The sequence below is a fragment of the Cytobacillus sp. QJM3NY_8 genome (assembly GCF_056173585.1).
On the sequence record NZ_CM149681.1, the window covers coordinates 2,177,579 to 2,200,456 of the forward strand.

26 protein-coding genes and 1 riboswitch are annotated in these 22,878 nt (G+C 39.1%); of the genes, 19 read left to right on the forward strand and 7 right to left on the reverse strand.

Annotated elements, in window-relative coordinates:
- The first annotated feature begins 7 nt into the window (after positions 1–7).
- A riboswitch (SAM riboswitch) is annotated at positions 8–114 on the forward strand.
- 105 nt (positions 115–219) lie between these two features.
- Together AC0VZ9_RS11390 and AC0VZ9_RS11395 are read left to right on the forward strand one after the other, a co-directional pair.
- On the forward strand, positions 220–798 hold the full coding sequence (locus tag AC0VZ9_RS11390; protein WP_475397409.1) for an O-methyltransferase: 579 nt from the start codon (positions 220–222) through the stop codon (positions 796–798).
- Positions 799–822: 24 nt separating this feature from the next.
- Positions 823–1,206 (forward strand): PH domain-containing protein, encoded by a 384-nt coding sequence (locus AC0VZ9_RS11395; protein WP_019381982.1) that lies wholly within the window; start codon positions 823–825, stop codon positions 1,204–1,206.
- 34 nt (positions 1,207–1,240) lie between these two features.
- Here AC0VZ9_RS11395 and pdxR read toward each other — a convergent pair whose 3' ends face one another.
- The gene (pdxR, locus tag AC0VZ9_RS11400; protein WP_475397411.1) at positions 1,241–2,617 is read right to left on the reverse strand and encodes a MocR-like pyridoxine biosynthesis transcription factor PdxR; all 1,377 of its coding nucleotides are present in this window, start codon (positions 2,615–2,617) and stop codon (positions 1,241–1,243) included.
- Positions 2,618–2,709: 92 nt separating this feature from the next.
- Here pdxR and AC0VZ9_RS11405 point away from each other — a divergent pair, with 92 nt between their 5' ends.
- Together AC0VZ9_RS11405 and AC0VZ9_RS11410 are read left to right on the forward strand one after the other, a co-directional pair.
- The gene (locus tag AC0VZ9_RS11405) at positions 2,710–3,282 is read left to right on the forward strand and encodes a GNAT family N-acetyltransferase (protein WP_251265109.1); all 573 of its coding nucleotides are present in this window, start codon (positions 2,710–2,712) and stop codon (positions 3,280–3,282) included.
- Between the two features lie 68 nt (positions 3,283–3,350).
- Positions 3,351–4,541: an aminotransferase-like domain-containing protein gene (locus AC0VZ9_RS11410; RefSeq protein WP_009330516.1), complete on the forward strand. Its 1,191-nt coding sequence runs from the start codon at positions 3,351–3,353 to the stop codon at positions 4,539–4,541.
- Positions 4,542–4,668: 127 nt separating this feature from the next.
- Here the strand turns inward: AC0VZ9_RS11410 and AC0VZ9_RS11415 are convergent, their stop codons facing one another.
- Genes AC0VZ9_RS11415 through AC0VZ9_RS11425 form a run of 3 tightly spaced genes read right to left on the reverse strand, consistent with a single transcriptional unit; the run spans position 4,669 to position 5,728 of the window.
- Positions 4,669–4,950, reverse strand: a complete 282-nt coding sequence (locus AC0VZ9_RS11415) for a hypothetical protein (RefSeq protein WP_217025221.1) — start codon at positions 4,948–4,950, stop codon at positions 4,669–4,671.
- 10 nt (positions 4,951–4,960) lie between these two features.
- A complete protein-coding gene (locus AC0VZ9_RS11420; protein WP_019381985.1) occupies positions 4,961–5,350 on the reverse strand; it encodes an SHOCT-like domain-containing protein in 390 nt (129 codons plus the stop codon).
- A gap of 12 nt (positions 5,351–5,362) precedes the next feature.
- Positions 5,363–5,728 (reverse strand): DUF2089 domain-containing protein, encoded by a 366-nt coding sequence (locus AC0VZ9_RS11425; protein WP_009330513.1) that lies wholly within the window; start codon positions 5,726–5,728, stop codon positions 5,363–5,365.
- Positions 5,729–5,956: 228 nt separating this feature from the next.
- On the opposite strand from AC0VZ9_RS11425, the gene AC0VZ9_RS11430 reads away from it, so the two are divergent.
- Positions 5,957–6,406, forward strand: coding sequence for a GNAT family N-acetyltransferase (locus tag AC0VZ9_RS11430; protein WP_009330512.1), 450 nt, complete (start codon positions 5,957–5,959; stop codon positions 6,404–6,406).
- Positions 6,407–6,549: 143 nt separating this feature from the next.
- The gene (locus AC0VZ9_RS11435; RefSeq protein WP_019381986.1) at positions 6,550–6,726 is read left to right on the forward strand and encodes a hypothetical protein; all 177 of its coding nucleotides are present in this window, start codon (positions 6,550–6,552) and stop codon (positions 6,724–6,726) included.
- Positions 6,727–6,841: 115 nt separating this feature from the next.
- Here AC0VZ9_RS11435 and guaC read toward each other — a convergent pair whose 3' ends face one another.
- Positions 6,842–7,831, reverse strand: coding sequence for a GMP reductase (gene guaC / locus AC0VZ9_RS11440; protein ID WP_009330510.1), 990 nt, complete (start codon positions 7,829–7,831; stop codon positions 6,842–6,844).
- A 347-nt stretch (positions 7,832–8,178) separates the two neighbouring features.
- Entirely contained in the window at positions 8,179–8,577 is a 399-nt protein-coding gene (locus tag AC0VZ9_RS11445; protein ID WP_251266613.1) for a nuclear transport factor 2 family protein, read from the reverse strand.
- Positions 8,578–8,715: 138 nt separating this feature from the next.
- Here AC0VZ9_RS11445 and AC0VZ9_RS11450 point away from each other — a divergent pair, with 138 nt between their 5' ends.
- Both AC0VZ9_RS11450 and AC0VZ9_RS11455 read left to right on the forward strand, forming a co-directional pair.
- Positions 8,716–9,168: an SRPBCC family protein gene (locus tag AC0VZ9_RS11450; RefSeq protein ID WP_251266612.1), complete on the forward strand. Its 453-nt coding sequence runs from the start codon at positions 8,716–8,718 to the stop codon at positions 9,166–9,168.
- A gap of 87 nt (positions 9,169–9,255) precedes the next feature.
- On the forward strand, positions 9,256–9,906 hold the full coding sequence (locus AC0VZ9_RS11455; RefSeq protein ID WP_217025214.1) for a YdeI/OmpD-associated family protein: 651 nt from the start codon (positions 9,256–9,258) through the stop codon (positions 9,904–9,906).
- A 54-nt stretch (positions 9,907–9,960) separates the two neighbouring features.
- Here the strand turns inward: AC0VZ9_RS11455 and AC0VZ9_RS11460 are convergent, their stop codons facing one another.
- Entirely contained in the window at positions 9,961–10,287 is a 327-nt protein-coding gene (locus AC0VZ9_RS11460) for a hypothetical protein (protein ID WP_019381989.1), read from the reverse strand.
- A 523-nt stretch (positions 10,288–10,810) separates the two neighbouring features.
- On the opposite strand from AC0VZ9_RS11460, the gene AC0VZ9_RS11465 reads away from it, so the two are divergent.
- From AC0VZ9_RS11465 to AC0VZ9_RS11515, 11 genes are all read left to right on the forward strand, one after another.
- Entirely contained in the window at positions 10,811–12,478 is a 1,668-nt protein-coding gene (locus tag AC0VZ9_RS11465; protein WP_217025203.1) for a M4 family metallopeptidase, read from the forward strand.
- 452 nt (positions 12,479–12,930) lie between these two features.
- On the forward strand, positions 12,931–13,527 hold the full coding sequence (locus tag AC0VZ9_RS11470; RefSeq protein ID WP_009330504.1) for a TetR/AcrR family transcriptional regulator: 597 nt from the start codon (positions 12,931–12,933) through the stop codon (positions 13,525–13,527).
- Positions 13,528–13,570: 43 nt separating this feature from the next.
- Complete coding sequence (locus AC0VZ9_RS11475; protein WP_217025201.1) at positions 13,571–14,488, forward strand: macrolide 2'-phosphotransferase; 918 nt, start codon at positions 13,571–13,573, stop codon at positions 14,486–14,488.
- A gap of 140 nt (positions 14,489–14,628) precedes the next feature.
- On the forward strand, positions 14,629–14,961 hold the full coding sequence (locus AC0VZ9_RS11480) for a rhodanese-like domain-containing protein (RefSeq protein WP_475397413.1): 333 nt from the start codon (positions 14,629–14,631) through the stop codon (positions 14,959–14,961).
- A gap of 105 nt (positions 14,962–15,066) precedes the next feature.
- The gene (locus tag AC0VZ9_RS11485) at positions 15,067–16,116 is read left to right on the forward strand and encodes a LacI family DNA-binding transcriptional regulator (protein WP_475397414.1); all 1,050 of its coding nucleotides are present in this window, start codon (positions 15,067–15,069) and stop codon (positions 16,114–16,116) included.
- Positions 16,117–16,209: 93 nt separating this feature from the next.
- On the forward strand, positions 16,210–17,484 hold the full coding sequence (locus AC0VZ9_RS11490) for a Gfo/Idh/MocA family protein (RefSeq protein WP_475397415.1): 1,275 nt from the start codon (positions 16,210–16,212) through the stop codon (positions 17,482–17,484).
- A gap of 217 nt (positions 17,485–17,701) precedes the next feature.
- Complete coding sequence (locus AC0VZ9_RS11495; RefSeq protein ID WP_475397416.1) at positions 17,702–18,952, forward strand: ABC transporter substrate-binding protein; 1,251 nt, start codon at positions 17,702–17,704, stop codon at positions 18,950–18,952.
- Positions 18,953–19,008: 56 nt separating this feature from the next.
- Positions 19,009–19,962 (forward strand): carbohydrate ABC transporter permease, encoded by a 954-nt coding sequence (locus AC0VZ9_RS11500; protein ID WP_475397417.1) that lies wholly within the window; start codon positions 19,009–19,011, stop codon positions 19,960–19,962.
- Between the two features lie 14 nt (positions 19,963–19,976).
- Complete coding sequence (locus tag AC0VZ9_RS11505) at positions 19,977–20,810, forward strand: carbohydrate ABC transporter permease (RefSeq protein WP_009330497.1); 834 nt, start codon at positions 19,977–19,979, stop codon at positions 20,808–20,810.
- 283 nt (positions 20,811–21,093) lie between these two features.
- Positions 21,094–21,825 carry a GntR family transcriptional regulator gene (locus AC0VZ9_RS11510; protein ID WP_341002537.1) on the forward strand — a complete coding sequence of 244 codons (732 nt, stop codon included), beginning with the start codon at positions 21,094–21,096 and terminating at the stop codon, positions 21,823–21,825.
- Between the two features lie 126 nt (positions 21,826–21,951).
- Positions 21,952–22,863, forward strand: coding sequence for an ROK family protein (locus AC0VZ9_RS11515; protein WP_475397418.1), 912 nt, complete (start codon positions 21,952–21,954; stop codon positions 22,861–22,863).
- The last annotated feature ends 15 nt before the right edge of the window (positions 22,864–22,878 follow it).

Genomic DNA, 22,878 nt, shown 5'->3' on the forward strand with positions numbered 1-22,878 from the left:
ATACAAATTCTTATCCAGAGAGGTGGAGGGACTGGCCCTGCGAAGCCTCAGCAACCCCTGATTATGTCAGGAAGGTGCTAATTCCAACAGAGTTGACGCTCTGGGAGATAAGAGGTCGTTTTTGATAATAAAGGCCTCTTATAAAGAGGCCTTTTTTTGATGTTCTTTTTAGGTTGAGCTCGGTTTAGATAATAACGAAGAAAGAGGAGGAAAAACAAAATGGAAAACAGTGTTATACAGGTACCGGAAGCATATTCGAGAATATTACAGGATTCTGATGTGCTGGGTTTCGGGCAATCATGTGATCGAAAAACAGGGTTTTTACTAAAGGGGCTGGCTGCCTCCAAACCAGGAGGAAGCTTTTTGGAGCTGGGCACAGGTACGGGGGCATCTGCTTCCTGGATCATAGATGGGATGGATGAAAGCAGTAAGCTAACGACCGTTGACATAGATTCGACAGTTCAATCCATCGCGAAAAAAAACCTCGGGTATGACAGCAGAATTACATTTTGCTGTGAGGACGGAGCAGCTTTTATTCAAAACCTGTCGGAAAGGTTCGATTTTATTTTTGCAGATACGTGGCCAGGGAAATTCGAGCTTCTGGACAAAACCCTGGATCATTTAAATATCGGCGGTTTTTATGTGATTCATGATGTGTTTCCGCAGCAGAAATTGCCTGAAGAATTTCGGATCAAAGCCACTAAACTCCTGAAAACACTGCAGAACAGACCTGACCTGGACATTACAGAATTGGATTGGTCTACTGGGCTGATACTGGCAGTGAAGACAGCGGTTTGATAGTTTATTAAGGGGGGACGTTCCATGAGTAGCGTTAAAAATCAGGTTAAACATGTATTGTATGAAGGTGAAACCATTATTGAATGTCTAAGCTGTTCATTAGTGGCTCATTTCTGTTTAGCACCGCATCCAGGCTTCTTTGCGGCAACAAACAAAAGACTGCTGTTTTATGGAATTCCTGCATCAGGAACAACCAAGGATTTAGTTGAAGAATTTGCGTATATCAATATAACTTCCATTGAAGAAAAAAGGGGAATCACCGGCAGGCATATTCATATGTACTATAACCAGGACTTGTATAAATTTCAGCAAATCCAGGGGATGAATATGTTTGATTTTATGGCAGCGGTTAAGGAAAAGATGTGTATGTTTGCTGCTTCGGCAAAAGAGCGTTATCCCGTAGGATAAACGCCCTTTTAAATTGTGGAATTTATAGCTTAGCTTAGTTGCTCAGACAACTTTTCCATGATTTAGCGATTAACTGGACTCCTCTCTCAATCTCGTCCATCGAGGGTGCGCCATATCCAATCATCACATGATGGTTTGGCTTGTGCAGCTGATACATAGGCGAAACAGCATCGATTTCAACACCTGCCGACTTTGCCAGTTCAATTGCTTTCGCTTCATTCAATCCTTCGGGTAATTTCACGATGATATGCAAGCCCGCTGTATCTCCAATGATGTCAAAGTGGTCTCCTAAGTGTTTTGACAGGCTTTCTATTAAACAGCTCCGCTTGGATCGATATAACGTTCTCATTTTTGCTATATGAGATGTATAAAGTCCTTCTTCCATAAATTTTGCAGCAGCCTGCTGATCGATTCTTGAAACATTCGTTTTTTGGTAAGCATTAAATTTTTCAAAGTCTTGCTGCAGAGATACTGGCATAATCAGATAGCTGATCCGAAGTGATGGCAGCAATGTTTTTGAAAAGGTGCCAAAGTACAGTACCCGCCCGGTTGAATCCAAATGGGACAATGCCGGGATTGGTGCCCCTTTGTAGCGGAATTCAGAATCATAGTCATCCTCGATAATATAAGCGTCCTGTTTGATTGCCCAATTTAACAGCTCAATCCTTCTGGCAATAGACATAATTGTACCGGTAGGGTATTGATGAGCAGGTGTCGTATACAATAATTTTATTGGCTCTTCAGCATCAGGCACACAGCATCCATCCTCATCCACAGAAATCGGATAACAAGGCAGCTGTAATTGATCAAAAACAGATCTTGCCCGAATAAAACCTGGATCTTCAATCCCGATGGCTTTCCGCTTAAAAAACAAACAGACATTTAACAGCTGCGGCTGAAATCCGCTGAATAGATACACTTGTTCCGGCTGACAGGCTAGCCCTCTAGCTTGCTGAAGGTATTGTGCAATTTGAACACGCAAAGAATATTCACCCTGCCACGGGCCATTGCTGGCATTGGATTCCTTAAGCTCTTTTCGATAAAGTCTATTCCATTGTTTGTAAGGAAAGGCAGAGGCATCAATCTGCCCATTTTTAAAATTAATGAGAAACTCTTGCTGATCTCTTTTCTCCAAGTCCATTGTATTAATCTGACTATAATGCATTTCATCCTGAATTTCAGAAACAAAATAGCCTTTGCGTTCTGCTGAATAACAGTACCCTTCACTCTGCAATTGTTCGTAAGCCATCTGAACAGTTATGATGCTTACGTTTAATTGTTCAGCCAGCCTCCGCTTTGCAGGAAGTCTTGCATGAGCTGACAATTTTTTATCTAAAATCGCCAGCCGAATTTGTTCATAGATTTCTTTATACTTTATTCCATTTTCCGAAAGCAGAATTTGAAGCTCCATCAAATCATTCCCTGGTATTATATTAAAAATCATTTTTGGTTATTTTTATCATACCAGAAATCGGTTTTAATTGATTCAAGGAGAGTGAAAGCATGCGAAAATTAGAAAACAATGTTGTGCAGTTAATTCCTATGGAACTTGATCATGTTGAAGGAATTTGTGAAGCAGCTCAGGATAAACGAATATGGGACCATATGTCTGTTGATTTAACTGAGAAAGGCCGGGTCATTCATTATGTCAAAGATGCCATACAAAGACGGGAGCAAGGCACCGATTTTGCTTTTGTCATTATCCATAAAAATACAGGGAAGATCATTGGCGCTACCTGGTTTCTCGATATTTCAGCCCAGCATAAACATCTTGAAATCGGCTCCACTTGGATGAACCCTATTTATTGGCGCACGAATCTCAATACAAACTGTAAATATTTGTTATTGAAATACTGTTTTGAAGAACTGTCACTTAATCGCGTCCAAATCAAAACCGGACATGAAAACATCCGATCACAGAAAGCGATAGAACGAATCGGTGCGGTAAAAGAAGGCATTCTTCGAAATCATATGATAAGAAAAGAAGGGACTATTCGTCATACTGTCCTGTATAGTGTCATAAAGGAAGATTGGGCAAAAGTAAAAAAACTTTTCCAGGAGCACTTGCTTATATAGTTTTTGTGGAGCATCTCAGGCAAGAAGTTTATAATGAATAATAAAACTGCTGGAAGGGTGTGGATACAATGAGTGCTGGTTCTTTTTTTCCTGATAATATCAAAGGGGCGCTTCAGAATACTCCCCCTGGGGAGTGGATTCCGGAGATTCCAGATAAGTGTATACGCCTGCATTGCGGCTATCCAGCTCCTGCCCTTATACCTGATGAAGAGGTAAAGGCAGCTGTTAACAGTTTATTAGAGGAAGAACATGATTTGCCGCTCCATTATATAGGAAGTCCCAAAATAATAAAACTCAAGGAACAGGTTTTAAAGAGGTTGAAAGAGCGGGGGGTATCTGTTACGGAAAAAGAGCTTTTGATCACTTCAGGTGCCTGTCAGGCGATCGATTTGATTGCCCGCATTCTCCTGGATGAGGAGTCAATCGTGGCAATAGAATCACCTACTTATATGGAGGCTTTAGAAATTTTCCAAAATTACACCAAACATATAATTAGTATTCCTGTAGACAAGCACGGACTTCAAACAGGTGTATTGGAAGAGATTCTAGAGGATAGGAAGCAAAAAGGGCTCACTCTGCCGCGTTTTCTTTATACAATCCCAACCTTTCAAAATCCTACAGGCACTACGATGACAGGAGAGCGCCGGCAGCATGTATTGGAGCTTGCCAAAACATATAATTTCCTAATAGTTGAGGATGATGCTTATGGGGAATTATCATTTAATAAAAGTTTCCCCACTTTAAAAGCAATGGATCAAAACTCTCAAGTTCTGCATGTTGGTTCCTTATCCAAGATAGTGGCCCCGGGCATGCGTATAGGATGGATAGCGGGCGCAAGTGAAATAATCCATGCATGCGCCTGGTTTAAAAAAGATCTGAACCATCCGTTTGCTCAAGCTGCCATGGCTGTTTATTTAGCAAACACTGATTTAAATAATAAACTAGTAACCATGAGAGATACATACCGGTCCAAATGCAATGTTCTGACCTCCGCACTGGAACAGTACTTTCCTGAATCAGCTTCCTGGTATGTGCCCGAAGGGGGGTACTTCGTGTGGATGAAAATTCCCGGTGCCGATACATCGGAACTGCTGACACATGCCCTGGCAAAGGGGGTATCTTTTATTCCTGGCAAGTACTTTTTCAAAGACCAGGCAGACGGAACGGAATTTCTGCGCCTTTCCTTCAGTTATGCGGATGAGAAGGAAATAACTGAGGGGATTCGCAGGCTGGGAAAAGCCGCAGAGGCCTATCTTTAATGAAAATATTTCTATGGAACTTTTAAAAATGAAGAGGAATAAAGGAAACAAAGCCTAATTATCTTGGTATTGTAAGCCAGAAATTAGGCTTTTTCTTTAAATCCAGTCAGTGATAGATGTAAATAAATTATAGTCTTACCTGAACCTCAGAACCGTCCTTAGCTTTGACATCTACTATCACGAGCCCCTTTTGATTTTTCAGTTCCTTGACAATAGGCTTTAGCGCTTCTTTATCTATTAATGGAAATGTAAAGTCCAGTCTTTTTCTTTCGAAGTGCACTTTTGTCCATTTGTTTACATTTTGATGAAACAATTTTGAACAAAAAATGGAAATAGCAATGTTTAAAATTGCATATGGAATTGGGATGGTTAACCGAACATCTTTTGCTTTCACTTTTACATGCAGCATAATCAACTCACTAATCAATGATGACCGAAACGGTATCTCCGTTTGCCGATTTAATATCAACGATTTGGCCGTCTAATTCATTTTCGATTGCTTCGATAATAAGGCTTATGTCTATATCTTTAACGTATTTTTCTGACTGAGGGATACTCGCTGCGATGCTGTGTCCAGCCATTAATACTGCCTTAACAAGTTTTATTGGCAAATTGACCGTGACGTTATCATTTTCGGCGGATACAACACGGATTTTTAAAGTTTTATCTAAATATTTAGTTGTTTTTAATGCTGGCTTATTACCTGTTTCTTCTTTATCTTTTAATATTTGGATCAGTTCTGATCCCTTATCTGCATCAATCTTCCCTTCTTGAACCATTGTTAACACTCTCGTAATTTCTTCTTTCATGATAAATCCTCCCTATTCCTCTTTTAATAGCTTAATGGCTTCTTCTGGTGTGATTTCGCCATTTTCCAACATGGTGACAACTTTTTTCTCATCTGCTTCATTCTTCTTCTTCTGTACATATCCGAGGGATGATATGATGTCTGTTAGCTTGCCTCGAACCGTTGGATAGGATATCCCCAGTTCCTTTTCAACTTCTTTGATATTTCCTCTGCATGTTAAAAATACTTCCACAAAATGAAGCTGATCCTTTGATAATGATGCCAGTTTAGATAATTCAAACTCATTTTCAATCGTTGTGTGACAATGAGAGCACTGCAGCTTTGTAATTTTCAATGTTTTACTGCAAACAGGACAATCTGTGATTAATTTATAAGCCATAATGAAATTCCTTCCTTTTATTTGAATTGATTATATAATAATGAATCAAATAAATAAATAATTAAAATGAAAAAAATTAATAATTTTAATTAAAAATTTAAATTTATTGATTTTTTAGGTGAAATGCAGAGGTTTTGTGAAAATATCCTAATAAAGGGAAAATAAAATATTCATAGAAAGTAATCAGTGATGCATTTAAATATTTTCTAGCTGAAGGAGTGATTTTCAATGCATTTTCGAAATGCAGATGAAAAAGATTTACAAGCTATTGTCCGCTTGCTTGCCGATGATGAATTAGGAGCAAAGCGTGAGAGGTATGAAGACCCGCTGCCGGATTGTTATTATAAAGCATTTAAGGCAATAGAAGCACAGGCGGGAAATCAGATTATTTTGGCGATAGACGGTCAGGCTGTGATTGGCTGCCTTCAATTAACAATCATTCCTGGGCTGGCACGTCAAGGGATGAAACGAGCACAAATTGAAGGGGTGCGTGTTGATCAGCACTGCCGTGGTAAAGGGGTGGGGGAAGCCTTGTTTAAAGAAGCGATTGCCATAGCAAAGTCTGAGGAGTGTGGTCTTGTTCAATTGACGACTGATAAGGAGCGTGATGATGCACATCGTTTTTATCATAAGCTGGGGTTTATGGCGAGTCACGAAGGGATGAAACTAATCTTTTAATCCGGAACCTTATTACTTATTTAGTCGCGATTTTTGTACAAGATAGAATACTAGCTAAATACGGAAGAATCATTTTGAAGGAATACTGAATAATTTTTCGTCATATGGAGATTATATAGTTGAATTCAAAAAGGAGGAATGATGTGGAAACAAGCATGAGTGTTGAAGAAGTATTGACCGGGATCTCTGAACTGTTGGAAAAAGAAGGGCAGCCGCCCCGAAAGAAGCAAGTAAAAAAATCAAACCCAGAGTTAATGAAAAATGCATTGTATTATTTTCCGAGCTGGGAAAATGCAGTAGAGCAGTCTATAGGATCTTAACCTCAAAGTGTACATAATATGTGTTTGTTCAATTTAAAAGAGAATGCTGAGACCACAGAAGATGCCTTCCTTATGGGAAAAGGAAGGCATCTTCTGTGGTTTTATAAATTAGGGGTTAAAAAACCCTGTCACCATTAAAAATCGAATTTTTAACAATAACGTAATCGACATGGCGGATGGCATCCAGCCTGTTGCCGCCTGCATAAGAAATGGAGGACTGAAGATCCTGCTCCATTTCTTTCAGGGTATCTGCTAAAAATCCTTTGTGCTCTACTAAAATTCTTTTGCCTTCAACATTTCTCTTTTCGCCTTTTTGAAATTCAGAGGCTGAGCCAAAGTATTCTTTATAGAGCTTTCCGTCTTTCTCATTCTCGATGGTTTTTCCAGGAGATTCCTCATGTCCTGCAAATAAGGAACCAATCATCACCATTGTTGCACCAAATCGAATCGATTTAGCGATGTCACCATGGGTGCGAAGACCTCCATCAGCTATAATCGGCTTGCTTGCTGCCTTTGCACACCAGCGAAGTGCAGCTAACTGCCAGCCGCCCGTCCCAAATCCAGTTTTAATCTTTGTGATGCACACCTTGCCAGGTCCTATGCCAACTTTTGTAGCATCAGCTCCAGCATTCTCTAATTCTCTGACGGCTTCGGGGGTGCCGACGTTGCCGGCAATCACAAAGCTTTGAGGAAGGTATTTCTTAATATGCTGGATCATTTGGATGACAGCATTGGAATGGCCATGAGCTATATCAATGGTAATGTATTCGGGTGAAAGCTTTTCATCAGCAATCTGCTGTATAAATGCATATTCGCCTTCTTTGACCCCTACACTGATCGAAGAGTATAGCCCTCTCGCCTTCATGTCTTTTATAAAAGAAATTCGCTTCTCCGGTTCGAAACGATGCATGATATAGAAATACCCGTTCTCTGCTAAGTATATGGCAATTTTCTCATCTACAATCGTCTGCATATTAGCAGGCACCACCGGAAGCTTAAACGCACGTCCCCCCAGGAATGCCGTTGTATCACATTCAGATCGGCTATTGACGATACTTTTTGCGGGAATTAATTGAATATCTTCATAATCGAATACATTTTCCATAGTAATCCTCCTATTGAAAACAAAGCTGATACGCACATCCATTGCAAGGATAGGTTTTTCAGTTTCAATTGATCTTATACAAGCACCTATGGAAGCATCATTAAAAAAGAGCTTAGAAAATTCCTAAGCCCAATGGATAATAGGGGGTCGAATTGTGAGGGTTCGACCAATTTAATTTTATACAATTCAGAATGTAATTTCAACTAATTAAAGTGAAAACGCGTAAAAGTGATAATGTGCTAAAATTTTCAGCTGGGGTAAGCAAAAGGTTATAAGAGCATTGTCCGGCTCATAAATTATTGGATTCTTGGATGGGCACCTATTTTCTGGTAGTTCATAAAAATAGATTAAAACATGCCATTCTCATTAGGTGAGTCCTCAGGCACAGGCTGCCCAACATCCCAAAGCTCAGCCACTTGGCCACCTTGAAACCGGAAGATATGTACGACGGCTCCTCCGCGATCCTCTGGATTCTGCTTCACATGGGAATGAACCACGACGGTTTCATTCTCCTGGATTGCGAGTCTGACTTCAAGTATTTTGTCAGGGTTTTTCTCTGCATTCTCTTCCATCGCGAGCATGAGTGTATCTGCATCGCCTTTGAAATAGGGATTATGGTGAGTAAAACCAGGGCTGATGTAACACTGGTAGGCTTCGCGGACTTGGCCTGATGCCACGAGCTGCAGGAAAGATACTGCTTTTTCTTTCAGTGGTAGGCTTGAAGTCGATTGCTGCTCCGCACTCATTTTCATTCATCCTTTCATATCACAGAAATTACTTAATTTAATAGAAGTATAAAATATACTAAAAGTAATGACAATTATATAATAAAATATTAGTGTGAAATGGAGATTCTTATTAGTTATTGAGAGGGGGCAGTTTGCTTGAGTATCCGTTTTGAAGTGAAAAGAACCATTCAGGTATCTGCACAAAAGGCCTACTACGGTTTAATTGATCTTGATTCGGCCAAGGACTGGATGCAAGGCCTAGTTGGAATAGAGCGGTTCGAAAGCGGGCCATTGAAGGTGGGGAGTCAGTGGAAAGAGACAAGGAAAATGTTTGGAAACGAGGCTACTGAACATTTTGAAGTTATTGATCTTGATGAGCCCTGCAAAATTGTCCTTCGCTGTGACGGGACCAAAGGGACAACAGGAAAAGGAGAATTTATATTTACCTACATAATCGAATCAGCAGGTGATGCTTCAGAGGTTACTTTAGTAGGTGAGATAAAGGGGCTTACTGGTTTGTCAAAGCTGTTTGGAAAGATGATAGCTGGTGCTTTTAAAAAAGCCTGTGCGAAAGATCTGGATTCCTTGAAAAGCTATTTAGAGAAGTGATGATTTTAGTAAAGTCGAACCGCAAAATTAAACACTGTTTTGAGATAAGTGTTCGGTCTAAAGACCAAAGTTAAAAAGGAGCAAGTTATGACAATCATAGATAAATTAAAGCTGAGCAAATATAAAAATATGGCTGTGCTAAATCAGCCAAGTGATTATGATATATTTAATGGATTTAAGACGGAATTATCAGGAGAGCATGATGCCATTTTCATTTTTGTTGAAACGATTGATGAAATGGTGAAGCATACTCAAACAGTTATCCATGAGGATCAGCTTCTTGATAAAGGATATTTATTTTTCGCTTACCCCAAAAAAGGGAACAAGCGGTATGATACCTTCGTTCACAGAGATGAGATTTTTCCAGCCATGAAAGTAGGCGAAGATGGATTTGTGGGGAATAGCGATGTGAAATTCTCACGGATGGTGAGTATGGATGATGTCTTTACTGTTGTTGGATTAAAACGGGAGAAAAAGAAAGAAAAAAAGTCATCCGCCCCGAGTCAATGTGTAGCTGATTACGAGGATAACGTGAAAGACATTGAAAAGCTATTAGAAAATTATCCAGATGAATTGAAATTTTATCTGGAATTAACCCCTGGCTATCAAAGGGATTGGGCCCGTTATGTCTTTTCTGTTAAGCAGCAGAAAACACGTGAGAAACGCGAAGCCCAGATGGTGGAGATTTTATCACAAGGGTATAAATCGGTGGATTTGTTTAGGCAGAAGAAGAAATAAGCAAGGTGCCTGCCCCAGACTTTTGTAATTTGGGGGCAGGCACATTGAAAAAAACTATAATTTAGTTAACTCATCTAAGAATACATCTAATTCCTCAACGGATAAAAATTTAAATGCATAACCATAGCAAATCGGTCCATTTCCTGTGTGTTCCCTTTTAGGGAATTCCCTGAGAGCAGTACTATGACTAAGACCTGTGGATTTTTCCTCCAGTTCCTTATTTCCTTCAACTTTTTTCGGGTTTAAAACGATCGTAATTTCTTTGTTTGGAAGTAGATAAATGACTTCACCGTTTACGATATTTCTAAATTCCACAGCTTTTGATGTTTCTTTCATTGTTTTGAATTTGTTTAAACCAAACGTATTATGTATGTTTCCCATATGATCTTTCCCCCTTTCGAAGTAATTAAATCCCTCAATACTTTTATAAGGTAAAATTTCATACCAACTATTGTTTAATAGATTAATAGGCATATCTTTTTTAGAAAAGGGTGCTGTCATCCAGCAATCCATTAATAGGATTTATCCTTTTCTTTTCTTAATGTTGTCGTATATTGCTTTTCACTGCGTTACCTCACCATTTCTTTGATGCAGCCAGGTTAACTTAGGTATGTACTGGTGATATGTACGTTTCGCTTCATGACTGAATATCTGCTGCAAACTGCCAACCTTATGCTTTTGAAGAGTAATAGAGAAACTGTTTGTAAATATATACTATTCAGTGGTATAAGAGTCTGTGCAATAAATTAGTTGATGAGTTGAATCCTGTATTAAGATTCAATTTGGTAAATTTTCACTATTTAATCGACAAAATTCATAATATAAAAATAATTCGTATTATTCATTTAAATTATACTCTCCTATTCTATAATTTAGAGTATCTAAATAATAGGAGGTCAAAAGTTTGAAAAAAAAGCTGATTTTACCCGTATTACTGTCGTCCGCTCTACTGGCGGGGTCGATCCCTGTAAATGTTTTTGCCAAGCCGGCAGATTCAGCAAACGACCATCATCAACAAGCTTTAAAGGAGTGGAATGAGAATGCAAGTGTCCCATTGTTTGTTAAGGAGCGATCTGCAACAAAATTCTCTTCCAGCAGCCCTTCAAACGCGTTAAATTATTTGAAGAAAAATCAGGATAAAACAGGAATTAAAAATCCGGATAAAAACCTGAAATTGAAAAATGTTCAAAAGGATGAACTCGGAATGACTCACGTCCGCTTCAAACAGGCAGTTAATGGCGTGACTGTTGAAGGGGCTGAAGTGACTGTCCATTATAATGAGAAACATGAAGTAGTATCCGTTAATGGAAGAGTAAATCAGGCAATTGCCGATGATGCAGTGGACTCGTCTGTTTCCTTAAGCAATGATGCTGCAATAAAAGAAGCCTTATCCGCTGTCAGTGCTCCAAAAGAACTTACATATACCCCAACTTCCGAGCTTGTTGTCTATCCATTTGAAGGAAAGAATCATACAGCTTATAAAGTAAATGTGAACTTCATGGGGGAAGAGCCTGGGAACTGGTTTGTGTTTGTTGATGCAAAGACAGGCCATGTTATTGATAAATACAATGGCATAATGCATGCTGAAGAAAACAAAACACAAAAAGGTTTTGGTAAAGGGGTACATGGTGACCACAGGGAGCTGCATATTACCCGAGTAAAGGAAGAGGCCTCAGGTACAAAGTTTGCCTTGGCAGATTATTCTCATGAAAATCTCGGTGGGATTCTTACCTATGATGCTAAAAATGATGGAAATTCTAGTAATGATACTCTTTATGTTGGGAATTCCGCTGCCTTTATTGGCGATTATGATCGTGCTGCTGTTGATGCCCATTATAATTCTGAAAAGGTCTATGATTATTTTCTAAATGAGCATGGCCGCAATTCCCTCGATGGGGAAGGAATGGCTATTAATTCGTATGTTCATTATGGCAGCAATTACAACAATGCATTCTGGAATGGGCGTTTTATGACCTATGGGGATGGAGATGGTGAATTCTTTATCCCATTATCAGCGGGACTTGATGTTGCGGCACATGAAATGACGCATGGTGTTATCTCCCATACTGCTAATCTGGCGTACCGGAATCAATCTGGTGCACTGAATGAATCATTTGCCGATGTCTTTGGTGTACTTGTTGATGATGAAGATTGGGAAATGGGTGAGGACATTATGGCCCCAAGCGCCAAAGCTGATGGTGTAACGAGATTGCGCAGCTTAAGTGATCCAAACAGTGTTGTAGTAAGTAACCCTCAAAGAGCAGCCTATGGAAGCGGAGTATATCCGGATCATATGGATGAGTTTTATAATATGCCGCTTAATGTGGACAATGGCGGTGTACATGTGAACTCCTCTATTACCAACCATGCTGCATACTTGATTGGTCAAGAACTTGGAAGGGAGAAATTAGGAAAAATTTACTACCGTGCTTTAACGGTTTACTTAACCTCAAATTCTGATTTTAGTGACGCGCGACAGGCAATCGTTCAGTCCGCCATTGATCTATATGGTGAAGGCAGCGTGGAAGAAGCAGCCGTTCATGCGGGATTTGATGCAGTGGGGATCAACTAAGTAAATACTTGGGGAGTAAGGCATTATTCAATTGAATAATGCCTTTCCTTTTACTTTTTTGGTCCATTCGTTAGTTCCCGTATATGTTAGAGAATATATATGTGTTTTTGTAAAACTAATAACTTTCTGGATAATATCCTCCTTCAGAATTGAATCCATGTTAAATTCAATTCTGAAGGAGTCCTAAAAGCCGTAGACTACGTTTAAAGTAATCTATATTGACCGGGATAATGTTAATTGTCCGAATATAAATTGTCCTTATAGATTTTTAGAATTGCTTGTGCTTGTATCTGACAGCTTTGACAGCGGGCAATGGAGGATTGCGTAGAGTTCTTCCTGTTCTTGTAATCCTATATTCTATTTGACATTTATTTTGAGTTTGCATATTATAAAAACAAATAATCAAATTGTTTTTATGTTTATGAGAATCTTTAAGCCGGAGGTGTAAAAAAATGCCGAAATTTTCTGAAGCAGAAAAGGAAAGAATCAGGCAGGATATGCTGCGGAATGCACATCAGCTTTTTATAGCAAAGGGGCTGAAAAATACATCCATTGAAGAAATAACATCTTCTGTATCTATAGCAAAAAGCAGCTTTTATGTATTTTTTGAATCAAAGGAAAAGCTTTACCTTGAGTTATTAACTTTAGAAGGGGAAAGTGTTGAAAGACAGGTATGGCCAAAAGTGAAACAGGAAAAGGATACAGGCAGAGCCATAAAAGTTTTGCTTGATGAAATGTCTTCTGCACTGGAATCAAATGTATTAACACAGAGATTAATCACCAATCTGGAAGAATACAACCTGGTTTCCCGAAAGATAAATCACGAATATACAGCAACGAATACTTTAAGAAGCATTGTTCCCCTTATGGAATTTATAAAGGAGAATAAGGAACTTAACAAAATCATAAATAAAGATGTAGAAGTAATCGCGGGTGTAATACGAGCATGTTTAGCAATGGTTATTCATAAAAAAGATCTTGGTGAGGAGATTTATCCAGCAGTTCAGGAAATTCTTTTCAATGCTGCAGCAAAAGAACTTACAAGATAATCTTTAATACCAGTATTATTTTTAAAAGTTAGGTTGTGAAAAAATGAGTAGAACGAAAAAGCAAGTGATAGAAATTGCAGAACGTCATGGTCTGATGCTTAAGGGAGACACGTTAGTATTTAATGAATCAGGGATGGACTTTCAGGTAGTTTTTGCATTTGATCTGGAGGAAAATGAGTGGGTGCTTCGATTTCCCAGACGTGATGATGTTATGCCAAGAACGAAGGATGAGAAAAAAGCATTAGATTTGGTGAATAAGAACATAACGAATTACCAGGCACCAGACTGGTCCATTTATACGAATGAATTGATTGCATATAAGAAGTTAAATGGAATACCTGCCGGGACAATCGACCATGAAATTCAAAACTATGTTTGGGAAATTGATATCAATAATGTGCCGAAGAGTTTTCATGAAACCCTTGGAAAGGCATTGGCTGATATTCATAGTATTCCAAAGGATCAGGCGGCCGAAGCTGGATTGGTGGTTCATACACCAGAAGAGCTGAGACAGTCAATGAGAGAGCGCATGGATGCAGTAAAGGCAAAATTCGGAGCAGGTGAATCGCTGTGGAGAAGATGGCAGGCTTGGTTAACCGATGATGAGCTGTGGCCAATGGAAACGGGGTTTATTCATGGTGATGTACATGCAGGCCATACTTTAGTTGATAAAAACGCAAATGTAACAGGTTTAATAGATTGGACTGAAGCAAAGGTCTCAGATATATCAAATGACTTTGTATTCCAATATAAAGCATTCGGTGAAGATGGGCTTGAATCCCTCATTAAAGCATATCGGGAAGCAGGGGGATACACCTGGCCTAAGATGAAAGAGCACATCATTGAATTGGAAGCAGCATTTCCAGTTGCCATAGCAGAGTTTGCTATAGTTTCCGGGGAGGAGGAATATGTGGAGATGGCAAGACAGGTGTTAGGTGTGAGTGGGAATAATAAAGCTTAAAAATGAAAAACAAATGGGTCTGTCCATACTGTAAATGGTATTGTGCAGCGTGGACGTCCTATCTTAATTCTTTGAATCGTGAGAAATCCTTCCATCTGTCGTAAAATTAAATTAAAGTTAAATTGAAGGAGCAGATTAAATTGGCACTTAACAAAATTACTCCAAAAGAATTATATGAAAAAATGAAGCAAGAGAATGTCACCTTATTAGATGTAAGAGCAGAGGAAAAATACAAAGCGTATCATTTAGAAGGTTCTAACATCGAAAGTTTAAATATACCAAAAACACATATCTTAAATCACACTTTCGATGCCAAAACTGACTCTTTGCCACAGGGGAAAGAAATAATTGTTGCATGTACAACAGGAAATTCAGCTGCTCGGTGTGCAGCCGTCCTTTCTGAAAAAGAATTCAATGCTACTGTTTTAGTGGGTGGGATTAAAGCCTGGAAGGAGTTTATTAGAAATAAATAAATATTAAAAGCTATTGACTTAAAATAAATCCAGGTGCTATAGTCTATTTAAATTCAAAAAATTCCGGCGATTACTGCAGGAAGTTACAGCCTAGAGGTGTGTTTTGTGGTTAGATTAAAGGATATTGCGGAGTATGTTGGAGTTTCTATTTCTACTGTTTCCAGAGTCATTCAGAATGACCAGACACGGAATGTTAACCAGGAAACGAGAAATAAAATTTGGCAGGCTGTCAAAGAGCTGGGGTATACACCTAATCAGCATGCAAGAAATCTCGTTAACAACAGACAAAATAAAAATGATGCCAGGACAATGAAAATTGGATGGGTTGCCAATCCTACACAGGCTGAAATCAACCCATACTTTTCTAATATCTATACTGGTATTCGTGATAATTTAACAGAAAATGATTATACATTGATAAGTATTACGAAGGATGAGATTGAGAATGAAGCACTTCTTCTTAAGACCATTCATGATCTGGGTATTGAAGGACTGCTGCTGATAGACAGTATTGATGAGAGCTTAATTGATTACATACAGCAAACGATTCCTGTTGTGGGACTTGACTTCTACTATTCCGATAAAGATATTGCCATAATAGATTATAATCGTGTGGCCGCATTGGAAAAAGTTGTACAGCATTTAGTGAGTCTGGGGCATCGTGATATTGGGTTTATCGGCGGTGGAATTAATGAAGCCTTCCAGGACTTAAATGAAGAATTACGATTTAAAGGTTATCAATATGCTATGAAAGAAGCAGACCTTTCTATTCGGGATGAATGGGTTATCAATACCAGATGGAAAATGGAAAACAGTTATGAGGGAATGAATCAGCTCATTAAAAGCAGTCCGGGAGATTTGCCGACAGCTATGGTTTGTGCAAGTGATATAATGGCACTGGCCGCAATGAGAGCAGTTATAGAAAATAAGTTAAGAATACCCGAAGATATTGCTTTCTTTGGAGTGGATAATATTGAAATGGGGAAATATTCATCACCGCCGCTTTCAACAGTAGAAATCCCAAAATATGAAATGGGGAAAATGGCCGCGAAAACGATTATGGAAATGGTAGAGGGAAAAGTAGTACTGCCAATCAAAATTATTTTACCATTCGAGTTAGTTATTCGTGAATCATCTTCTAAAAAACGGACCTAATCGGTTCTTTTTTTTAAAAACACTCGGAAAACGTTTGGATAAAAAACGGAAAATTTCCGGATTTATTTGGCTCAATAGAGAGGAGAAATTTACATGAAGACAATGACAGCGCTCCTTATAGGAGCTGGAGACAGAGGGGCGAGAGCATATGCACCGTATGCGCTCGATTATCCGCATGAACTAAAGATTATTGCTGTTGCAGAACCAAATAAGGAAAGGAGAGGGAGAATCCAGCAAGAACATCAGATTCCAAATGAAAATTGCTATGAATCATGGGAAGAGATCTCACAGCTGGACAAACAAATTGCCGATATTGCCATTATCTGCACCCTGGATAGAAATCACTTCAAAGTTACCATGAGAGCTTTAGAGCAAGGGTATCATGTCCTCTTGGAAAAACCAATGTCACCAGACCCGGTGGAATGTATATTAATGGAACAGCAAGCTAAAACATATGACCGGCAGCTGACCATCTGCCATGTGCTCAGGTATACCGACTTTTGGAAAGCTATTAAGAAGGTAATTTCCAGAGGGGAGATCGGTGATGTTGTATCTCTTCAATTAAATGAAAATGTTGAAGTTATGCATATGTCACACAGCTTTGTAAGAGGCAATTGGAATAACAAAGAAAAATCAAGTCCGATGATCCTCCAGAAGTCCTGTCATGACATGGATATCATTTCATATATACTGGAAAAACCATGTAAACGATTAAGTTCGTATGGATCCCTGATGCATTTTAAAGCGGAAAATGCCCCGGAAGGAGCCCCATTGCGATGCTTGGATGGTTGTCCTGCCGAGCTGGAGTGTCCATTCCATGCAGGACGGTATTATCTCGGTGAAGGAAGAGGATGGGCAAAAAAATTCACAGAAGACTATACAAATGAAGGCATAATTGAAGCCTTGAATAAAACCCCTTATGGAAAGTGTGTATATCGTTCAGATAATAATGTCGTTGACCATCAGGTCGTCAATATGGAATTCGATGGCGGGGCAACTGCAACCTTCAGCATGTGCGGCTTTACAAGAGAACAAACTCGAATCGTACAAATAATGGGAACCAAAGGTGAAATCCGCGGGAACATGGAAGAAAATAAAATCACAATTTATGATTTCCTAACCAGGCAGGAAACTGTGATCCATTTTGGTCTGCCAATAGGCGGGCATGGCGGTGGAGACCGCGGAATTATGAGACTTTTCCTGGAAGAAGTCCGGAACGGAAATAAAAATGACAGTATTACTTCTGTTTCCGCATCTGTAAGAAGTCATCTAATGGCATTCGCGGCGGAAGAGTCACGATTAAACCAGGGACAATCTATCAATATAGATGAATATTATCTTGGTTTAATTGGCAATATACAAGTTTAAAAGTTTTTGAGCACAGCTCTTTAAGCAGTGTTGTAATATATTTGGCCAGTTAAGATTGTTCTTAATGCAGAAAAATGGGTGTTTGGAAAACGTTATCCAAGGAGGTGGTGAACGTTATAAAAGTCATATTGTCCATAACATTTTGATTCATCTAGAGATAAACCCCTTATGTTTAGAGTTAGGTTAACAAAAAACTTTAGGAAAGAAGGGAAATGGGATGAAGAAATGGATCATCATGCTGGTAACCGTTGTATTAGGTTTGATTGGTTTATCTGGCTGCAGTGATAGTGATGCAGCATCCGGCGGAGAAAAAGATGGCAAGGTTGAGATTACGTATGGTTTTTGGGATAAAAAGCAGGTTCCTGCGATTGAAGAAATTATTAAGCTATTTAATGAAAAATATCCGGATATTAAAGTGAAAACAGAAATCACTCCTTATGGCCAATACTTTCAAAAGCTCGAAACAGCGGCAACGGGAGGTGCTTTGCCAGATGTTTTATGGATGAATGGTGCACACGTTGTTCAGTATGCAGAAGGGAAGGTCATTCTTCCATTAAGTGAAATGGCGGAAAAGGACGACTATAGCTTAGATAATTATCCGGAATCATTGATTGATCTGTACACGGTAGAAGGAGATATTTATGGGATCCCTAAAGATTACGATACAACTGGGCTATGGTATAACAAGAAAATCTTCGATGAAGCTGGAGTGTCCTACCCGGATGAAACATGGGATTGGGAGAAATTGAAGGAAGCTGCGAAACAGTTGACTGACAAAGAAAAGGGAATTTGGGGCTATGCGGCATTGATGGGGAATCAAGGCGGATATTATGATTTCATTTGGCAGAATGACGGCTATATCATTTCTAAGGATAGTAAGTCTGTAGGGTTCGACCAGCCTGAAGCAATCGAGGCATTAGAATACAATGTCAGCTTTATTAAAGAAGGACTCTCTCCTACTCAAGCACAGATGACCGAAACTGCGGCTTCTGAATTATTTTCTTCTGGAAAGATAGCGATGATGTTTGATGGTCCTTGGATGGTTCCTGAATATAAGAAAAATCCCGATTTAGATGTAGCGGTGGTTCCACAAGGGAAAAAACGTGCCGTTTCTATTCACGGGCTTTCCAATGTAATATCTTCGAATACAAAACATAAAGAAGAAGCCTGGAAGTTTGTTCAATTCCTTGGTTCTAAAGAAGCAGCAGAAGTCTATGCCAAGACAGGAACCGTTATTCCTGCATTTAATGGTACACAGGATGCATGGAAAGAATCAGTCCCTAATTTAAACCTTCAAGCATTTATTGATGGAGCAGAATATTCAGTGCCTCTGCCAAGTGTGGAAAACACGGGGGAAATCTGGCAGTACGAAACAGATGTACTTAAAAAGGCGTGGAGTGAGGAAATAAGTATTGAAGAAGCAGCAGAAGAGCTGACAAAGAAAGCAAATGAGGCATTGTCCAAGTAATTACTAATTGAAGAGAAGGATTTTGCTATTCTTCTCTTCCATTCTAATAAGGAGGGATGACTTTGAAGGAAGTACCTCTTCAGACAGAAGTAAAATCAGCCAAAAGGATAAAGGTTTCGAGCCTCGCCAAAACAAGGAAGCGTTCAGACTATTTTTGGGCTTATCTTATGATTGCACCTACAATGCTGGGATTGTTTATTTTTTATCTCTGGCCCATTGTTCAGAATTTTTACTTTAGCTTCACCGAATGGGGTGCATTTGGACAGTATGAATGGACAGGCTTAGACAATTATAAGAGATTGCTTGAGGATGCAACTCTCCTGCAAGCATTTAAAAACACAAGCATCTATATCATTTTTACCGTGCCGATTGGAATTTTCCTTTCCATTATTGTGGCAGTTCTTTTAAATCAGAATATCAAAGGTAAATCTATTTACCGTACTTTATACTTTTTACCAGTCATCACTATGCCAGCTGCCATTGCGATGGTCTGGAAATGGCTATATAACGCAGACTATGGGATGTTTAATTATTTATTATCATTGGCCGGAATTGAAGGTCCACAGTGGGTAAGTGATCCCAATATTGCTTTATATTCGATTATCGCAGTAGCGATTTGGAGCGGTATTGGCTACAATATGGTCATTTTTCTTTCAGGGCTGCAAGGTATTCCAAAGATGTATTATGAGGCAGCAGAAATAGATGGGGCAGGCCCTGTCACTGTATTTTTTAAAATTACACTGCCGCTGCTTTCACCGGTTATTTTCTTTGTGTCCATTATGTCACTGATTGGTGCTTTTCAAGTATTCGATTTGATTTTCATGATGATTGGGAAAAGCAGCACCGCGCTTGAAAGTACACAGTCTATAGTCTATTTGTTTTATCAGCATGCATTTGTATTAAATGATAAAGGATATGCTGCGGCTATTGCCGTTCTTTTATTAGCGGTCATTTTAATTATTACAGCCATCCAAATGGTTCTTCAGAAAAAGTGGGTTCATTATGATTAAAGGGAGTGGTGTTGATGGACAGAGCAATTAAGCTTATTACAAGTAAAACATTCCTTTTCCATTTCATCCTGATTATTGGGGCTGCAGCAATGGTTCTGCCCTTCCTATGGATGATCCTTACCTCGTTAAAGACATATGCTGAGTCGATTCAAGTCCCCCCGGTTTTGATTCCCGAAGATTTTCAATGGGGAAATTATAAAGAGGTATTTGGACTCCTGCCCTTTTTCAAATTTATGTACAATACCGTAATTATTACAGTTCTTCGAACAGCTGGCCAATTGTTCTTATGTTCATTAGCTGCATATGCATTCGCCAGAATTGAATTTCCGGGAAGGAACATTCTATTTTTGTTAGCGCTTACTGTTTTAATGGTGCCTGGGCAAGTTTTTCTATTGCCGCAATATATGATAATGGTGAAATTAGGCTGGCTCAATTCCCTTCAGGCCGTCATTGTACCGGGTTTATTCAGCGCGTTTGGCACGTTTCTATTGAGGCAGTTTTTTATGGGACTGCCAAAAGAATTGGAGGAAGCAGCCAGACTAGATGGCTGTAATCATTTCCAAATTTATTGGAAGGTGATGCTCCCGCTTGCAAAGCCGGGTTTAATCGCTCTTGGGATCTTTACAACACTCTGGAGCTGGAATGAATTGATGTGGCCGATGATTGTCAATAGTTCTCCTGAGTCTATGACTCTATCAGTGGGATTATCCTCACTTCAGGGTCAATTTTTGACTAATTACCCAATTCTAATGGCTGGATCATTCTTAGCCATCTTGCCAATGCTAATCTTGTTTATCTTCCTGCAGAAGCAGTTTATTGAAGGGATTGCTGTTACGGGAGGAAAATAAAAAGAAAATTATTTTATATTTTTTCAGATTCAAAAAACTCCTCTTTTGGTTTTCTATAAGTTTTATTTGAATCCACTTAACCCAACAATCCATCTTCGAAGAGTGTTTATTGGAGGCGGGTAATAGATTATGGGCTAATTTCAGACTTTTATCGAAAATGCCCATTAATTGATACCATATAAAACGAGTTGTTGGGTTGACACGGTAACTTGAAATGGTATAATTTAATTAAATTTTCAAATAATTAATATTGCTAAAGCACGAACTGGAGGAAATGGATTCAATGAAACAATTGCAGCACGATAGTATTATCCCGCTTTACCATCAGCTTAAAGAGATATTAAAGGATTCGGTAGACAATGGTAATTGGAATACTGGAGACAAAGTTCCTTCTGAAAATCAATTAATGGTAGAGTATGGGGTAAGCAGGAATACGGTAAAAAAAGCGATCGAAGAGCTTGTTCAGGATGGGGTTCTGTATAGAATCCAAGGCAAAGGCACTTTTGTTTCAAAGCCCAAGTTTCAGCAGCCATTAATGGGTTTTTATAGTTTTAGCAAAGTCCTTAAAGAACATGGAATGAATCCTAAAGACATTATTATAGATATTCGGGAAGTCAAGCCTGGTGCCAAAATTAAAGAAGGGCTGCAAATGAAAAATGACAGCAATGTCATTGAATTAAAACGCTTGAGATGTGCGAATGACGAACCCTTTATTCTGGAATCATCTTTTTTTACAAAAGAGACGGTACCTGATATGACCAAGTTAAATGAAGTTGGTTCGATATCACTATATGATTTGCTCGATCAGCAATTTAATGTTGTCGTTACGCGAGCAAAAGAAGCTTTTGAGCCAGTTCTAATCCGGGGAGATGAGAGCAAGTTTCTTCAAACCAAGGAAGGTCTTCCTGCATTACTATTAGAAAGGACAGCATTTGATAAAGAAGGTAGGCCTGTAGAGTTTTGCCGATCTATTGTCCGCGGTGACCGCTGCCGTTTCTATACTGAACTGACCTAATAAGTATTAATGACTCATAGTGTCAAGGCTATGAGTTAAATTTCCCATTAACTTGTACCAACAACCCATCTACCTATAGACGGGTTGTGATGCAATTGTTGAAAGCATTCAGAAGGGAGTAGAAATATGACAGCATTAGTAGCTGACATCGGCGGTACAAAGATCGCAGCTGCCTTTGTTCCTGATAATGAAAAGACATTAAAACAACGAGTACAGGCTGGCAGTATATCACTTGATGCAAATGCGCTATTTGAACGTATACTTGCCTTGTTTTTTCAAATAATGGAAGCCGAAAAACTAAAACCGGAAGAAATCAGCTTCATTGGATTGGGGATTCCAGGAAAAGTGGATTCAGTTAATGGGCTTGCTGTTTATCAAAATAATTTGCCATGGAGGAATTTTCCCCTTAGAGAAAAGCTCAAGATATTTTTTCCTTATGCAGAAATAGTGATGGATAACGATGTGTATATGGCTGCTTATGGTGAATGGACTGAATGGAAAATGGCAAAGGAGACTTTTGCCTATGTAACGATTAGTACGGGTATTTCCTCATGTCTGCTATCTGAAGGTAAGTTTTTGCGAGGAGCAGGAATTGCTGGAGAGATCGGACTCACCCTATTGGAGAATGGGGATGAACTCATAAGCTTAGAGAATCTTGCTTCAGGAACGGCCATTGGAGTAAAAGCAAATAAAATATTTAACCCGGGATTCACCGTTGCTGAAGTGATGGATCTATATCATCGTGAAGACCTTCAGGCCTCTGAGATGATTCATAGAGCTGCAAGGTGTATTGCAAGAGGATTACATCAGCTATTTACCATAGTCGATCCACATTTGGTCGTGGTTGGTGGAGGGGTTATTATTAACCAGCCTGAATTTCTTGATCTTATAAAACAGGAACTTAAAAATATAGTGCAAAACCCGCTCCAGGAGGGGATTGAAAAAAGGGTGCATTTAAGCAAGTTAAAAGCGGATGCCGGATTATTTGGATGTCTGTATCGAACTTCGGTAAAAAGGATGGGAAACAGCCCTTTATAAGAAAGTTAATAGATA

Bases quoted from the DNA above. Each gene is read 5' to 3' on its own strand.
- AC0VZ9_RS11390 (WP_475397409.1), top strand. From the start codon at position 220: ATGGAAAACAGTGTTATACAGGTACCGGAAGCATATTCGAGAATATTA.
- AC0VZ9_RS11395 (WP_019381982.1), top strand. From the start codon at position 823: ATGAGTAGCGTTAAAAATCAGGTTAAACATGTATTGTATGAAGGTGAA.
- pdxR (WP_475397411.1), bottom strand. From the start codon at position 2,617: ATGGAGCTTCAAATTCTGCTTTCGGAAAATGGAATAAAGTATAAAGAA.
- AC0VZ9_RS11405 (WP_251265109.1), top strand. From the start codon at position 2,710: ATGCGAAAATTAGAAAACAATGTTGTGCAGTTAATTCCTATGGAACTT.
- AC0VZ9_RS11410 (WP_009330516.1), top strand. From the start codon at position 3,351: ATGAGTGCTGGTTCTTTTTTTCCTGATAATATCAAAGGGGCGCTTCAG.
- AC0VZ9_RS11415 (WP_217025221.1), bottom strand. From the start codon at position 4,950: ATGCTGCATGTAAAAGTGAAAGCAAAAGATGTTCGGTTAACCATCCCA.
- AC0VZ9_RS11420 (WP_019381985.1), bottom strand. From the start codon at position 5,350: ATGAAAGAAGAAATTACGAGAGTGTTAACAATGGTTCAAGAAGGGAAG.
- AC0VZ9_RS11425 (WP_009330513.1), bottom strand. From the start codon at position 5,728: ATGGCTTATAAATTAATCACAGATTGTCCTGTTTGCAGTAAAACATTG.
- AC0VZ9_RS11430 (WP_009330512.1), top strand. From the start codon at position 5,957: ATGCATTTTCGAAATGCAGATGAAAAAGATTTACAAGCTATTGTCCGC.
- guaC (WP_009330510.1), bottom strand. From the start codon at position 7,831: ATGGAAAATGTATTCGATTATGAAGATATTCAATTAATTCCCGCAAAA.
- AC0VZ9_RS11445 (WP_251266613.1), bottom strand. From the start codon at position 8,577: ATGAGTGCGGAGCAGCAATCGACTTCAAGCCTACCACTGAAAGAAAAA.
- AC0VZ9_RS11455 (WP_217025214.1), top strand. From the start codon at position 9,256: ATGACAATCATAGATAAATTAAAGCTGAGCAAATATAAAAATATGGCT.
- AC0VZ9_RS11460 (WP_019381989.1), bottom strand. From the start codon at position 10,287: ATGGGAAACATACATAATACGTTTGGTTTAAACAAATTCAAAACAATG.
- AC0VZ9_RS11470 (WP_009330504.1), top strand. From the start codon at position 12,931: ATGCCGAAATTTTCTGAAGCAGAAAAGGAAAGAATCAGGCAGGATATG.
- AC0VZ9_RS11475 (WP_217025201.1), top strand. From the start codon at position 13,571: ATGAGTAGAACGAAAAAGCAAGTGATAGAAATTGCAGAACGTCATGGT.
- AC0VZ9_RS11490 (WP_475397415.1), top strand. From the start codon at position 16,210: ATGAAGACAATGACAGCGCTCCTTATAGGAGCTGGAGACAGAGGGGCG.
- AC0VZ9_RS11495 (WP_475397416.1), top strand. From the start codon at position 17,702: ATGAAGAAATGGATCATCATGCTGGTAACCGTTGTATTAGGTTTGATT.
- AC0VZ9_RS11500 (WP_475397417.1), top strand. From the start codon at position 19,009: ATGACTTTGAAGGAAGTACCTCTTCAGACAGAAGTAAAATCAGCCAAA.
- AC0VZ9_RS11505 (WP_009330497.1), top strand. From the start codon at position 19,977: ATGGACAGAGCAATTAAGCTTATTACAAGTAAAACATTCCTTTTCCAT.
- AC0VZ9_RS11510 (WP_341002537.1), top strand. From the start codon at position 21,094: ATGAAACAATTGCAGCACGATAGTATTATCCCGCTTTACCATCAGCTT.
- AC0VZ9_RS11515 (WP_475397418.1), top strand. From the start codon at position 21,952: ATGACAGCATTAGTAGCTGACATCGGCGGTACAAAGATCGCAGCTGCC.